Origin of the sequence: Limosilactobacillus sp., assembly GCF_040772465.1 — a bacterium.
Lineage (GTDB): Bacteria > Bacillota > Bacilli > Lactobacillales > Lactobacillaceae > Limosilactobacillus.
In genome coordinates this window covers 289,095-303,644 of record NZ_JAXGYB010000001.1, presented here as the reverse complement: position 1 = coordinate 303,644, position 14,550 = coordinate 289,095, and the positions used below count along the sequence as shown (strand labels likewise).

Here is a 14,550-nt window from a genome sequence, read left to right as displayed (position 1 = left end):
TCGTTGAATGCTACAGCTGGCGAGGAAACCATTGCAGCAATTGCCACCCCGATGGGTGAGGGCGGCATTTCAATCATTCGGGTAAGTGGTGACCAATCAATTGAAGTGGTCAACCATTTATTTAAGGGACGTGACCTGACCAAGGTGGCTAGCCACACCATTAACTATGGTCACATCGTCGATCCAGAAACTGGTGAAGAGATAGATGAAGTGATGGCTTCGGTGATGAAGGCTCCTAAGACCTATACCAAAGAAGACGTGGTTGAGGTGAACTGCCACGGTGGTTTGCTGGTGACTAACCAGATTTTGGAATTGATCCTGGCTAACGGCGCGCGGATGGCTGAACCTGGTGAATTCACCAAGCGGGCCTTTCTAAGCGGCCGACTCGACTTATCACAAGCCGAAGCGGTGATGGACATTATCCGGGCTAAGACGGACAAGTCTAAGCAGGTGGCGGTCAACCAGCTGGACGGGAGCTTGTCCCGACTGATCCGGAAATTCCGCCAAGAAATCTTAAACGTCTTAGCTAAAGTGGAAGTCAACATTGATTATCCTGAATACGATGATGCCGAAGTGATGACCACCAAGCTGATGAAGGATCACGCCATTAGCTTGCGTAAGAAGATGGTCAAGTTGCTCGACACGGCTAAGCAAGGGAAGGTTCTGCGGGATGGCCTGGCAACGGCGATCATCGGCCGGCCAAACGTTGGTAAGTCGAGTTTGTTAAATGCCTTGCTGCACGAAGATAAGGCGATCGTGACTAACGTGGCGGGGACAACCCGTGACGTCATCGAGGAATACGTCAACGTCAAGGGCGTGCCACTGAAGCTGATCGACACGGCTGGGATTCGTCAGACCAGCGACCAAGTCGAAAAGATCGGGGTCGAACGCAGTGAAAAGGCAATTCAGACGGCGGATTTGGTCCTACTGCTGATCGATGGCTCGGAGCCGTTAACCGATGAAGATCATGAACTGATCAAGGCGACGGCAGGTAAGCAACGGATCGTGTTGGTGAATAAGACCGACCTGCCACAAAAAGTGGATATGGGCGAACTTAAAGCAGCCCTGGACGGGGATGAATTGATTACGACATCGATCGTCACGAACAAGGGGATGGATAAGCTGGCCGCTACAATCAGCCACCTCTTCTTTAATGAAGGAATCGAGTCGAGTCAGAATCAGGTCATGCTGACCAATGCCCGGCAGATTGCTTTGCTAAAGAAGGCTAAGACAGCTCTGGACGATGTTTTGAAGGGCATTGACGATGGGATGCCGGTTGACCTCGTGCAGATCGATTTGCGGCGTAGCTGGGACTTGCTGGGTGAAATTACCGGTGACAGCTACCAGGATGAGTTAATTGACCAATTGTTCAGCCAATTCTGTTTGGGTAAGTAATGGAGGAATCGAAGCAATGGAACAGAGAAAAGCTGGAACGGCAATTCAGTATGATGCCGGCAGTTATGATGTGATTGTTGTTGGTGCGGGCCACGCTGGTTGTGAAGCGGCCCTCGCCGCCGCCCGAATGGGCAACAAAACCTTGTTGGTGACGATTAGCCTGGAAATGGTCGCCTTTATGCCGTGCAACCCTTCCGTCGGTGGACCTGCTAAGGGAATTGTTGTCAGAGAAATTGACGCACTTGGTGGCCAGATGGGTAAAAATATTGACGCCACTTACGTACAGATGCGGATGCTGAATACCGGGAAGGGCCCCGCAGTGCGTGCTTTGCGTGCTCAAGCCGATAAGCATGCCTACCACATGCAGATGAAGAAGACGATCGAAGAGACGCCAAACCTGACTCTCCGCCAGGCTACGGTGGACCAGGTAATCGTTAAGGATGGTGTCTGCCAGGGTGTCGTTACCAACACCGGTGCCCGCTACAAGGCCAAGGCCGTCGTGCTGACGGTCGGAACGGCTGCCCGGGGCAAGATCATCATCGGTGAACTCCAGTATGAGTCTGGACCGAACAACTCCAAGTCAGCGGTCAAACTGTCGCAATGTCTGGAACGCCTTGGCTTCGAACTCAAGCGTTTCAAGACCGGGACACCGCCACGAATTAACGGCAACACCATTCACTACGACGAAACGGAAGAGCAACCCGGTGACACGACGCCGCACCACTTCAGCTTCGACACGCCGGACAGCGCCTACCTGTCGATTTCTGACCAAATTTCGTGCTGGTTGACCTACACTAACCCGAACACTCACCAGATTATCCGTGATAACCTCAAACGGGCACCGATGTTCTCCGGAGTTATCAAAGGTGTAGGCCCTCGTTATTGCCCATCGATCGAAGATAAGATCGTGCGTTTTGCTGACAAGGACCACCACCAAATCTTCCTGGAACCAGAAGGGCGGACGACGGACGAATGGTACGTCGACGGTCTTTCCACCTCAATGCCGGAAGAGATCCAGCAGCGGATGCTCCACTCCGTTAAGGGGCTGGAAGATGCTCAGTTAATGCGGCCCGGCTATGCCATCGAATACGACGTGGTTTCGCCATACCAACTGCGGTCCACCCTGGAAACGAAGCTGGTCAAGAACCTCTACACGGCCGGTCAAACCAACGGGACTTCCGGCTACGAAGAAGCAGCGGGTCAAGGGTTGATCGCCGGCATCAATGCTGGTCGTCGTGCTTTGGGCAAGGGGCCTTTCGTCCTGAAACGTTCCGATGCCTACATTGGCGTTATGATCGACGATTTAGTCACTAAGGGCACCAACGAACCATACCGCCTGCTGACGAGTCGGGCCGAATACCGGTTGATTCTGCGTCACGATAACGCTGACTTCCGCTTAATGGCCAAGGGCCACGAAATTGGCCTGGTCAGCGACGAGCGTTTCCAGAAGATGGAACACAAGAAGCAACAGGTGGCCGACGAAATTAAACGGCTACAAAACGTCCGGATCAAGCCGGGACAAGAGATCGACGAATTCGTTGAAGCCCACGGCGACCATGCCTTAAAAGACGCGGTAACGGCAGCTGACTTCCTGAAACGGCCGTACGTTGATTACCAGACCCTCTTAAAGTTTGTCGGTGAACCCACTGAGCAATTGAGTCGGCAAGTGATCGAACAAGTTGAAATTCAGCTGAAGTACGCGGGCTACATTAAGAAGGAAATGGTCAGCGTTAAGCGTCTGAAGCGGATGGAAGCTAAGCGCATCCCAGATGACATCGATTACGAGGCCATCGAGGGGCTGGCAACGGAAGGTCGGCAGAAGCTGGAGAAGATTCGGCCAGAGACAATGGCCCAAGCTTCCCGGATCAGCGGGGTCAACCCGGCAGATCTGGCCATCCTGAGTGTTTACCTGCAACAGGGACACGTCGCACGGATTCAAAAAGATGAAAAATAAGTTGTGGTTAGCCCAAATATAACTTGAATTGGCTAATTGGCATATGATACGATTTTTCTAGCTATGGCAACACGGAGGTTAAGTAATGGAGTGGCAGATTGGCAATGTCAAGATTCCTAACCGGGTGGTAGTTGCCCCGATGGCTGGGGTGACCAACTCGGCTTTCCGGGTGATTTGTAAAAAGTTTGGTGCCGGTTACGTGGTTTGTGAAATGATTTCCGACCGTGGCATCATGTACCACAATAAAAAGACCCTCTCGATGATGAATGTCGACCCGGTCGAACACCCGATGGGGATTCAGATCTTTGGTGGCAGTAAGGAAACTTTGGTTCAGGCAGCACAATTCGTTGATACCAAGACCGATGCGGACGTAATTGACATCAACATGGGGTGCCCCGTCAACAAGGTGGTTAATACCGATGCGGGAGCCCGCTGGTTGCTTGATCCAGATAAGGTCTACGAAATGGTGTCATACGTCGTCGATGCTGTTTCCAAGCCGGTTACTGTCAAGATGCGGACCGGTTGGGACAGTGACCATATTTATGCCGTCAAAAACGCCTTGGCGGCTGAACGGGCCGGGGCTTCGGCCATTGCGATGCACGGGCGGACGCGGAAGCAATTCTATTCAGGTCATGCCGATTGGAACATCCTGAAAGAGGTGGCGGACGCAGTTACGATCCCGTTCATGGGTAACGGGGATGTTCGGACACCAGAGGACGCTAAGCGAATGCTGGATGAAGTCGGCTGCGATGCCGTCATGATCGGCCGGGCAGTCCTCGGCAATCCTTGGATGCTGAAGCGGACGGTGCATTACCTTGAGACCGGTGAGTTATTGCCGGAAGCCACGCCTGAACAAAAGATCTCCATTGCTAAGGAACACCTTCACGACTTAATCGAATTAAAGGGCGATTATGTCGGGGTGCGGGAGTTCCGTGGGCAGGCAGCGTACTACGTCAAGGGCATTCCGCATTCTGCACGAACGAAGGCGGCATTGATGGAGGCCACTGAGGAATCAGAAATGGACCGCCTATTTGACGAATTGCTCGTTAAGGTGCAGGATTATCAACGTGAGCGACAAGCAAGAAATTAGTTTATTGGAGGCTAGCTGTAATGGCAAAGGAAGAACATTTAAACGACCAAATGCAAGTGCGGCGCGATAAGATGAAGAAGCTGCGCGAAGAGGGCATCGACCCCTTTGGTCACAAATTCAAGCGGGATCACCTGTCCAGTGACATCCGCAAGGAATTTGGCGATTTGACTGAGGATCAATTGGCTGACCAAGGCAACATGGTCACGATCGCCGGCCGGATGATCGCTAAGCGTGGGAGCGGGAAGGCTAGTTTTGCCGACCTGATCGACCGCAGTGGTAAGATCCAAATTTACGTTCGCCAGGATATCATTGGCGAGGACGCCTACCAGGTCTTCAAGGACTCCGATATCGGTGACTTCTGGGGCCTGACTGGTGATGTGATTAAGACCCGGGTTGGTGAATTAACGGTTCGGGCTCGCAAGATGACCTTCCTGACTAAGGCACTGCGGCCACTGCCTGACAAGTACCATGGCCTGCAAGATCCTGAAACGATCTACCGCCAACGTTACCTGGACCTGATTGCTAACCCTGATAGCTTCAAGCGGTTCCACCAACGGAGCAAGATTATTACAGCTATCCGTAACTATCTGGACAGCCATGGCTTTACTGAGGTTGAAACCCCAGTTTTGAACAACCACGCCGGTGGTGCTAACGCTCGTCCGTTCAAGACGCACCACAACGCTCTGGATATTGACATGTACTTGCGGATTGCTACTGAATTGTACTTGAAGCGGATGATCGTCGGTGGCTTCGAACGGGTTTATGAACTTGGTCGTGTTTTCCGGAATGAGGGGATGGACCTCAAGCATAATCCTGAGTACACCAGTCTAGAGACCTATGTTGCCTACTATGACTTTCATGATGTAATGGACGAAACCGAAGGCATTATCAAGGCAGCTACTAAGGTCGTTGCCCCTGACATGAAAATTACTTATCAGGGTCATGATATCGACTTAGGCAAGGACTTTAAGCGGATTACCATGGTCGACGCAATCAAGGAAAAGACCGGCATCGATTTTAATAAGGACATGACTGATGCTGAAGCTCTTCAGTTAGCTAAGGATCACCATATCGAGACTGAAGATTTCTGGACTAAGGGTCACGTTATCAGTGCCTTCTTTGAAAACTTTGTAGAGAAGACGTTGGTTCAACCAACTTTTGTTTATGAATACCCAGTCGAAGTTTCCCCATTGGCTAAGCGCAATAAGGATAACCCGGCAATGACTGACCGGTTTGAACTCTATATTGCTGGCAGTGAGATGGGCAATGCCTTTAGTGAACTCAATGACCCGATTGACCAACGTCAGCGGTTTGAAGAACAAGCTAAGGAAAAGGCTCATGGTAACGAGGAAGCCGATGTAGTTGATAATGACTTCGTTGAAGCCTTGGAATACGGTATGCCGCCTACAGGTGGACTTGGCATTGGGATCGACCGTTTGGTTATGCTGCTGACCAATGCTGAATCAATTCGTGATGTTATTTTGTTCCCGACGATGCGGCCGGTAGACAACAGCGAAAACTAAATCAATCACAATTTGTACAACAAACCCCCGAAGCTGGACGAAAGGCTAACTTCGGGGGTTTATTTTAGTTTATGGTTCTTTTCTATAATCCAATATTACTTCTGAGGCTGAAACACAATTGTTTGTTCAAAACGGTGATGGTTAGCCTTAACCTGAGCAACGGCTTGCGGGTATCTGGCGAGAATGATCCGTAAGTTGCGCCGCCCCAAGCCGTGGGAGCTGTTAAAGTTGACCACTGATTGGTTTTCGTTTGGCAATTGAACTTGCTCTTCAACGGTATCGTTAGCAACGATGATGTATAGTTGTTGATCTTTGGTGAAGAGACTCAAATTGAGCTTCTTCTCAGTCGTTTTCTTGGCACCGGCGATGGCGTTATCCAGCAAGATCGCTAGGATACGGATGCCATCCGCTAAAGACATGTAGTTGGCCAAACTAACTTTTTGCGGGATTTCAATTTGGACATTGATCTTTTGGCTAATCGCTTGGCGCAGTTTGTTGTAAATTAAACTCTTAGCTGCTAGGTCTTCAATGTTATCGAGCCGTGCCAAGATGTCAGTGCCGATCGAAAGTTCCTTCTCGCTTGGCGTAATGACTTGACCTAAGATCTGCTTGACTTGTTGGGTATTATCATTAGAAGCGGCTTCTTGGAGACTAAATAGAATGTTTTTATAGTCGTGGCGGAAGCGCCGCAAATTGTCGTACATAGCTTCAATTTCACTAGTATAGGGGCGCAAATTGTTGAGTTCATAACTTAAGGCGTCAATTTGGTGACGCTTTTGGTAGTGGAGCCCAATGTCCCAGACGGCCAAGGCAAATAATAAGAAGTAGCCGATGAAGATGCACGTTAAGACGGGCGTCGGGAGGACCAACACTTTTTGGACAACTACACTTTCGAGGACTTCGAAGCCGAAGCTAATCAGGATAACGACGATTAGCCAGCCCGCCTGATGGACATTTTTGAGGAAACGCCGAAAAGGTTTGCGCAACATTTTCATTAATCCTAGGGCCACCGGCAGTTCAACTAAGATGAAGAGGGTTGAGCCGTAGTCGGCAATCTGTGAGTTCATATTCGGGTTGACGTGGTGGATGAAGTGCATCCAAACGTTGGCCAGGATAATCACGGAGATGTTTAACGGGGCAAAGGCTAAGCTCATTTCCGTTAATGTTTCAACAAGTGAATGGTGTTGTGGATTAGCGTTCCAATACAGTAGTAAAAGAATAACTAGCCATTCTAAAGCATAATTGATCGGGCCATTTTGATCGATGAACACGACGAAGACGGCAAAAATTAAATAATCATAAAATGGAATATGAAGTCGCCATTTACTTAAACTACGGATCATGGTAAAAGGTGGCAAATGATAGCGAAAGACCATAGAAAACGTAGTTAACTAGCCAGTAGAGAAGTGATGGGGATGAAGAAGGAAATGGCCAAGTGATGTTAAAATATGACATATGAAATAGTTATCCTTTCTAATTTAGGTGAAAACATGTGATGAAAAACCAATACAGTATTATCTGTCCCAAGTGTGGGGCAACCAATCCAATGGACCAAAAAAGGTGCATCAACTGTGGAGCAACACTACCGTCGCCACAAGTCCGCCCAACTAAAGTGGCACCTGCAAAACGGTCAACTAATCGTCTAATCTTGTCTGTTAGTATAGTTTTATTGGCATTGGTAATGATTATTTTAGCAGCCCACAATCAAGTTAGATCTAACCGAACCGTATCGTACAATCCCGCCAAAGTGCAGTTGCTAAACCGGCAAAAACGAGTCGTCCGTACTATTTACTACACGAAGAAAGTTGAACAATCAAAGGGCAATAATATTTATGGCAAGGTAGTACTGATTCCTAGAAGTAAAATGAGTCAGGTCGGTTATCCTCTCAAAAAAGCTTATCAACAAGCTAAACACCATTACCCATACCATTTGAACCTGGCACATCATCAAGCAGAGGTAAGATTTCAGGGACACCTCATAGTATTTGAGCATATGAAGCTGAATGATGGTAGTTGGATCAAGGAAAGCCCAGTAGAGCCGTTAAAGACTTATCCCAGTTATCACATTAAATATTATCGTTATTTCTACTTGAATGATTATTAATTTGACTGAGTGCGTTGATAAGGCCACGCTTCTTTAAACGGGAAACAGGACAGGTGGTGGCATTATTAAAGAAGCGAATCGTGCTGTCCTGGATTTCTTCAATATTGTCAATATTCACGAGAAATGAACGATGGGACCGGTAAAAGTGATATTCGGTTAACTGGTCCGCTAATTGATTGAGCGAAGCGTTGATTGGCAGCCGTTCGTTATTATCGGTTATTAAAAATGAGTGCCGCCGTTGATCATGGTTGGTTTCAAAGTACAGAATATTGTTAACGGCGATGCGAAAGACGCTGGCGTTATTGCGAAAAGTCAACTTAACGCCATTCTGTGATCTCTGTTGCTGACTTAAGATTGTGGTGAAATCTTTGGTGAGGTCGTCGCGGATGGTTCCCTGCTTTTTGTCGATAAAATCGAGGGCATTGACCCGGTATTTATAACTCTGGTAAAGGAATTCATCATGAATTGTTAAGAAGATAATATAAGCTTGTGGATCGTGTTGGCGGATGACCTGGCTCATTTTTAGTCCAGCTTGTGGCTCACCATTAATTTCTAAGTCGAGAATAAAGATGTTCCTACTGCTTGGGGATGGTAGGTGGCGATTGAGTGAGTCGGTATTAGCGAAAGATGTAATGACACTGTGGCTAAGGGCATGCTTGCTATTAATAATTGCTTGGAGGATTTGCTTAAATTGTTGTCGTTCAACATTGTTATCCTCCAATAAGAAAATGTTGAATTTCATCGCTTTTCCCTCTTTTGGTGTGTATTAAATTCATGATACAGGTTAATGTTGGCGATGGCACTCATTCGAAAATAATTTTTACGCTTAGTGCATTTAGTAACCATTTAGTGCAGTAAAAACTGAAAATGTTCTCTAACCATTGCTTTTCATGATTATTTTATTCCGTAATCAATGGATTAATTAATTTTAGAAATAAAAAAATTCATTTAGTGCACTTATAAACCATTCGGTGCATCGTCAAAAATGCAGATAGGGTAATATGATGGCGTTATATTTTATTGATGGGGGAGAGCTATTTATGTTGAAATCACGCAAGAAGCTTTACAAGGCAAAGAAGAATTGGTTAGTCGCAACTGCAATCACGGCTGGTGTGATGGGAGGAGCATTGTTAACTACAAATAATGTTCATGCTGACGTAGTTGCTCCAGCTGCTACGAACGTTGCTGCCCAGACTGCACAGAGTAGTCAGGCAACACAAGATCAGCAAGAATTAGCTAACCAGCAGCAAACTTTAGCTAGTCAGCAAGCGCAACAGCAACAGGCTAATAGTGCTGCTAACCAAGCAAATACTGACTATAACAATGCAACGGCTGACCAAGCTAATGCGCAAAATAGCGTTAATTCAGCTAACACTGCTCAACAGAATGCACAGCAGGCTGTCAACACTGCACAGAATAATTACAAGCAGTCGGTTGACCAAGCAGCTAATCAACGTTCACAACAAGCTAACCAAACAATTAACAGCTTGAAGAATAAGGCTAATGGCGGTCAGCTTGCCCAAATTGATAAAGAGATTCAGGACACTAATAATCAAATCAAGAATGGCCCGAGTGATGTGAAGAAGCTGCAATCACAAATTAGTGATTTGCAGAATCAGGTTAAGAGTTTGCAGGATGCGCAGAAGCAAAGCACAAGCAAAAGTTTTACTGTTGCAGGTCAAACACATACAGTAGATACTACTAAGAGTTTATTGGAAAATGCAGTTCGTAATAATCTTTGGGATAGTTGTTATGATAATGCTACATCCAGTAACTGGAATGGAAATGTAATTCCTGAAAATATGTATCTTAGTCCTGATGATAATAAGGGTGCAGGCAGTGGATATGCTATTCCATTAACTCATGATGAAATTCAAAATAACACTGAGCTGCAAACTTACTACAATACATTAATAACAGATGTAGATAAAGTAGATCCATCTACTGGTATGACTGATGCACAAAAGCAAGAATTAGCTATTATGATTTTAAATGCAATTAACCATGTACGGGCACAACGTGGTTTAGCACCATTTACCATGACAGAACAAAAGTATCAGCAAGCGCAAGTTCGGGCTAGTTCAGCTGTATTAAGATTTGATCATAATGAAAATGATATCATAAATGCATTTGGTAAAGATCAATACGAAAACTTAGGTGTCATTGCTGCTCATGATAATGATGGGAGCTCAAGTGATGGATTGTTATCTGGAGCTTCTAGCATGTTTGATTTATATCAAAGTGCTTTGCATACGGTTGATTCAATGCTTAACGCTGACGCAGATTCCGATTGGGGGCACCGTGACAACTTCCTTGAAGATGGTAATTGGAACGTTGGTATTGGTTTAGGTTTTGCTACTGATAATAATACTGGTAATTCAATGTATGCCTTTACTTTCGACTTTGTTAACTCAGCCGAAGGTGATGGCGATACCACGCCTAACATGATGGACCGGATTAACCAATACGCAGCTATGGGTCCAACGACCAATGATTCAACTACGCCAACTTTCAGTGATTCGTCTAAGATTATTGAATTAAATAATCAGATTGACCAGTTGAAACAAAATTTACATGATTTGCAGGTCCGTCTACGTGTTTTGCCTGCTCATTTAGTTTACCTGCAAGCTGAAAAGAATAGTATTTCTTTTGACATTAATAAGTTAAATGCTAGTGACCAGCAAGCTTACAATCAAGCTCAAAATCAACTGAACACTATTGACCAATGGAAGCAAGGCCAACTTGCTAACATGGGCCAGGATGCAACTGTTAAGAGCGCACAAGCAAAGTTGGATTCTGCCAATAAGGCATTAGCTGATGCACAGACTAAGCTTAATGCTGCTAAGGCTAACACCGCTGCTAAGTTGGATGCCTTGCACAAGGCCCAGGCTAAGGTCAATGAAGTTGAAAATGCTATTGCTCAAACCAAGAGCAGCATTGCTAGTCTGCAGGCTAAGATTGCTCAAGAAGCCGGTTCAACCACGCCAACTCATCCATCAACGCCAAGCACCAGTGGTAGCACGACTACTCCGTCAACGCCAAGCACTAGTGGTAGCACGACTACACCATCAACGCCAAGCACCAGTGGCAGCACGACTACTCCATCGACGCCAAGCACCAGTGGTAGCACGACTACTCCATCGACGCCAAGCACCAGTGGCAGCACGACTACACCATCAACGCCAAGCACCAGTGGTAGCACGACTACTCCATCGACGCCAAGCACCAGTGATAACACGACTACTCCATCGACGCCGAGTGACAGTAATAGCACAACCAACCCAACCACGCCAAGCAATAGTGCTAATACTACCAATCCATCGACTCCAAGTAATGGTGGCAACACGACAACGCCAACCGGCACGATCACCACTAATACTGCTGACACTTCTAATAACAATCAAGGACAGGCTGCACATAAGCCGACTGTTGTTCTGCCAACTAATGGTAGTGAATCAGCAGTTCACGGTCATTATGTGAACGTTGATAGTTCTATTGCTACTGGTAGCAGCGAACACACGGCGATGACTCGTGAACAGTATCGTGAACAACAAGGCAAGACATTGCCACAAACTGGTAATGATAACAGTGTTGCGATTACTGTATTAGGTGTCGTTGCTGGAATGCTCGGCTTAGGATTAGCAGCAGACAAGAAACGGTTCAATTAAATTAAATAAATAGTGCACAGTATCCTTTAGAGTTGCTACTTAAGTAATGAGAGTGGCATATCTAAAGGGTATTTTTTTGGTTACGGCGGAGTAGTTTGCTAGTAATAACTTCTAAAAAGTTCTAAAATAATATTTGACTTCTAAAAACTTCTAAAATAATTTATTAAATATACAATACAAAAAGGATGTGTATAATTATGGCGAAAAATCCCTTTAATCCAACGTTTGGTGATGTCCCTAAAATTTACATTGATACTGATCAGCGAGCAGATAAATTAGTTAATAAAATAAAGGAAAGCGATTTTGCACGTTCTTTTTTTATAACTGGAGTCCGTGGCTCTGGCAAAACATCTTTTATGACACAGGTAGAGCATGAACTGAATAAAGATAAGCACTGCCAATGTATTGACTTGGTTAATGATGCTAGTCTGTTAAATAGTTTTATTAGTCAATTAAGTAATATTAGTCAAACAAAGTGGCAGCAAATATTTAGTCAAATAGGGTTGAGCTCTATTAAATTTAAAGATTTGAGTTTTGATTTTAAGAGTGGCAGTAGTAACGGAAATGAGATTGCCAAAGCTGCTAGAATAATGATGGATCATGTTAAAAAGAATAACCAATACGTCTTAGTGATTATTGACGAGGTGGATAATAGTGAGCAAATTCGAAGCTTTGCACAAATATTCAATGAATTAAAACGTCATAATTTACCTATTTTTGTTTTGATGACAGGATTGCCAGATTTAGTGATGGATATCCAAAACGAAAAAAAGCTGACTTTTCTTTTACGTTCCGAAAAAGAAGTAATGACACCTCTACAAAACAGTAATATGGCCATTGCATATAGATCAGTTTTTCATTGTGATATGGAAGTCGCACAAAAAATGACCAAAATGGTAAAAGGGTATTCTTTTGCGTTTCAATTGTTAGGGTATTGTGCATTTGAACAATGGGAAGAGACTAAAGATGCAGTTCCAAAATTTGGCGACGAACAACTATCAAAAATTACTGAGCTTTACAAAATGAAACTATTTGATGAGTCTTATAATAAAATTTTCGCTGACCTTTCTGAAATGGATCAAAAATATTTAATAGCAGTTTTGGGTAATAAGGCGTTAAAAGATGTAGCAAAAAGATTAGAGGTCAATTCTTCATATGCTTCGCAATATCGAAGAAGAGCAATTGCTCGTCACTTGGTTCAACCCGCTTCATATGGACATGTGCAGTATGTTTTACCATTTTTTAACGAGTTTGTGCAGTCCACTCAAGATCCTAATTCCATATACTTTTATGATATTGAGTGGCATTAAATAACAATAGCGTTTTGAGATTGTTGAAGGAAGAGAGTTGAGATGATATAATAATTGCGTGCGCAAGCAATATTATAAATTTATAAAAATATCAGACAAAGGAGTTGGACAATATGAGTAAAGTCTTCGTTTTCGGTGGTTCCGGCCGGGTCGCTACAGAACTGATCAAGGACTTAGTTGCTGACGGCAACAGTGTGACCGCGGCTTCACGCCATCCCGAAAAGATCATCGATTTGGATAACGTGACTGCTGATAAATTGGACCTACACAGCAGCGTCGATGACATCGCAAAGCAAATTAAGGGCGTCGACGCTGTCTACTTCACGGCTGGTTCACGGGGTCAAGATGTCGTTCAAACTGACGCCATGGGTGCCATTAAGACGATGATGGCTGCCAAGCGAGCAGGCATCAAACGTTACGTGATGCTGAGTTCCATGTTTAGTTTGGATGTCGATAGCTGGAATCAGTTGTCATGGGCTGGGGATTACCTACCGGCTAAATTTTTCGCTGATACTTACCTCAAGGACTCATCTGGTTTGGATTACACCATTATCCAACCAACGGGCCTGAAAGAAGAAGCAGGGACTAACAAGATCCAATTGCAGGCTCCTAGTGATGGCACTATCGCCATTCCGGACGTAGCGCGGGTGTTGGCTGACAGCCTGAAGGACGCTAATACGATTAATAAGGTCATTCCGATTAGCAGTGGCGATACCGACATCGATGATGCGCTGAAGTCACTGTAAGCTGACAAATAGCTTCAATTAATACAAAATCCTCCCGCAGAATTTGCGAGAGGATTTTTTTAGGTGATTATCGATTAGCCTTTGCCCGGAAATTATGGTGAAGACTTAACCAGACGTGCTGGTCCGCGATCCCAATCAATGGGCCGTTACAGAGAATACATAGCAGGGTACCGATGTTGACCGAGTAGATATGACGAGTGACCAGAAATACCAGTAGAATCACGGCCATCGGAATCAAGAAATTAACCAACTGTGCCCAGCCAACGTGTCCCTTTAGGTAGAGGAAACGCAGGATGTTGGTCGTATCGTCGTTGGGGTGCATGACGATATTGGCCCGCTGATAGATGGAGATGGCAGCACAGAAGATGCAGATGCCGGCAAAACACAGGATAGTTCGCCAGATAATGTTGAGGTGGGGGATACCAATCCAGTCATAAAGCGCCAAGAATAAGTCGATGAAATAACTGAAGCAGGCGATGTAGATGGTTTCACCGATAAAGCGCCACTTGTCCCACTGGTGGATCAAAAGTTGGTTCACAATTGCCACCAGCACTCCCGCGATGAACATCGTCATGCCGACAGACAAATTAAAGAGTTTGGCTAGATTAACCTCGGCCGCCGTCCATGGCGCTGCACCCATATTTGTCGAAATGGTTAATCCGTTACCCAGAGCGTTGGTGATTAATCCAACAATGAGGGCGGTAACTCGAATTGGTGTTGAATTTGCTTTCTGCACGTCTCTTTTCCTTTCCAAATGTTT

At 45.5% G+C, this 14,550-nt stretch carries 11 protein-coding genes and 1 pseudogene; 9 read left to right on the top strand and 3 right to left on the bottom strand.

Going from position 1 to position 14,550, the window contains the following annotated elements; genetic code table 11:
• Positions 1-3 precede the first annotated feature (3 nt).
• The 4 genes from mnmE to lysS all read left to right on the top strand — a co-directional run bounded on the left by mnmE (position 4) and on the right by lysS (position 5,962).
• On the top strand, positions 4-1,395 hold the full coding sequence (gene mnmE / locus AB3114_RS01260; RefSeq protein WP_367341449.1) for a tRNA uridine-5-carboxymethylaminomethyl(34) synthesis GTPase MnmE: 1,392 nt from the start codon (positions 4-6) through the stop codon (positions 1,393-1,395).
• Positions 1,396-1,411: 16 nt separating this feature from the next.
• Positions 1,412-3,349 (top strand): tRNA uridine-5-carboxymethylaminomethyl(34) synthesis enzyme MnmG, encoded by a 1,938-nt coding sequence (gene mnmG / locus AB3114_RS01255; RefSeq protein ID WP_367341448.1) that lies wholly within the window; start codon positions 1,412-1,414, stop codon positions 3,347-3,349.
• A gap of 85 nt (positions 3,350-3,434) precedes the next feature.
• Complete coding sequence (dusB, locus tag AB3114_RS01250; RefSeq protein ID WP_367341447.1) at positions 3,435-4,439, top strand: tRNA dihydrouridine synthase DusB; 1,005 nt, start codon at positions 3,435-3,437, stop codon at positions 4,437-4,439.
• A 20-nt stretch (positions 4,440-4,459) separates the two neighbouring features.
• Positions 4,460-5,962 (top strand): lysine--tRNA ligase, encoded by a 1,503-nt coding sequence (lysS, locus tag AB3114_RS01245; protein ID WP_367341446.1) that lies wholly within the window; start codon positions 4,460-4,462, stop codon positions 5,960-5,962.
• Positions 5,963-6,057: 95 nt separating this feature from the next.
• Here the strand turns inward: lysS and AB3114_RS01240 are convergent, their stop codons facing one another.
• Positions 6,058-7,305 (bottom strand): GHKL domain-containing protein, encoded by a 1,248-nt coding sequence (locus AB3114_RS01240; RefSeq protein ID WP_367341445.1) that lies wholly within the window; start codon positions 7,303-7,305, stop codon positions 6,058-6,060.
• A gap of 152 nt (positions 7,306-7,457) precedes the next feature.
• Here AB3114_RS01240 and AB3114_RS01235 point away from each other — a divergent pair.
• Both AB3114_RS01235 and AB3114_RS01230 read left to right on the top strand, forming a co-directional pair.
• Positions 7,458-7,517, top strand: a pseudogene (locus AB3114_RS01235) (hypothetical protein); the annotation flags it as partial.
• 93 nt (positions 7,518-7,610) lie between these two features.
• Positions 7,611-8,066, top strand: coding sequence for a hypothetical protein (locus AB3114_RS01230; protein WP_367341595.1), 456 nt, complete (start codon positions 7,611-7,613; stop codon positions 8,064-8,066).
• Here the strand turns inward: AB3114_RS01230 and AB3114_RS01225 are convergent.
• A complete protein-coding gene (locus AB3114_RS01225) occupies positions 8,029-8,808 on the bottom strand; it encodes a LytR/AlgR family response regulator transcription factor (protein WP_367341444.1) in 780 nt (259 codons plus the stop codon). The genes AB3114_RS01230 and AB3114_RS01225 overlap by 38 nt on opposite strands.
• Positions 8,809-9,106: 298 nt before the next feature.
• On the opposite strand from AB3114_RS01225, the gene AB3114_RS01220 reads away from it, so the two are divergent.
• The 3 genes from AB3114_RS01220 (at position 9,107) to AB3114_RS01210 (ending at position 13,790) form a co-directional block, all read left to right on the top strand.
• Positions 9,107-11,734, top strand: coding sequence for an SEC10/PgrA surface exclusion domain-containing protein (locus AB3114_RS01220; protein WP_367341443.1), 2,628 nt, complete (start codon positions 9,107-9,109; stop codon positions 11,732-11,734).
• 197 nt (positions 11,735-11,931) lie between these two features.
• Positions 11,932-13,044 (top strand): P-loop NTPase fold protein, encoded by a 1,113-nt coding sequence (locus AB3114_RS01215; RefSeq protein WP_367341442.1) that lies wholly within the window; start codon positions 11,932-11,934, stop codon positions 13,042-13,044.
• A gap of 113 nt (positions 13,045-13,157) precedes the next feature.
• Positions 13,158-13,790, top strand: coding sequence for an SDR family oxidoreductase (locus tag AB3114_RS01210; RefSeq protein WP_367341441.1), 633 nt, complete (start codon positions 13,158-13,160; stop codon positions 13,788-13,790).
• Positions 13,791-13,857: 67 nt separating this feature from the next.
• Here the strand turns inward: AB3114_RS01210 and AB3114_RS01205 are convergent, their stop codons facing one another.
• On the bottom strand, positions 13,858-14,526 hold the full coding sequence (locus AB3114_RS01205; protein ID WP_367341440.1) for a YitT family protein: 669 nt from the start codon (positions 14,524-14,526) through the stop codon (positions 13,858-13,860).
• Between the last annotated feature and the right edge of the window lie 24 nt (positions 14,527-14,550).

Excerpts from the sequence above, each read along its gene's own strand:
- mnmG (WP_367341448.1), top strand. The coding sequence starts at position 1,412 with ATGGAACAGAGAAAAGCTGGAACGGCAATTCAGTATGATGCCGGCAGT.
- dusB (WP_367341447.1), top strand. The coding sequence starts at position 3,435 with ATGGAGTGGCAGATTGGCAATGTCAAGATTCCTAACCGGGTGGTAGTT.
- lysS (WP_367341446.1), top strand. The coding sequence starts at position 4,460 with ATGGCAAAGGAAGAACATTTAAACGACCAAATGCAAGTGCGGCGCGAT.
- AB3114_RS01240 (WP_367341445.1), bottom strand. The coding sequence starts at position 7,305 with ATGATCCGTAGTTTAAGTAAATGGCGACTTCATATTCCATTTTATGAT.
- AB3114_RS01225 (WP_367341444.1), bottom strand. The coding sequence starts at position 8,808 with ATGAAATTCAACATTTTCTTATTGGAGGATAACAATGTTGAACGACAA.
- AB3114_RS01220 (WP_367341443.1), top strand. The coding sequence starts at position 9,107 with ATGTTGAAATCACGCAAGAAGCTTTACAAGGCAAAGAAGAATTGGTTA.
- AB3114_RS01215 (WP_367341442.1), top strand. The coding sequence starts at position 11,932 with ATGGCGAAAAATCCCTTTAATCCAACGTTTGGTGATGTCCCTAAAATT.
- AB3114_RS01210 (WP_367341441.1), top strand. The coding sequence starts at position 13,158 with ATGAGTAAAGTCTTCGTTTTCGGTGGTTCCGGCCGGGTCGCTACAGAA.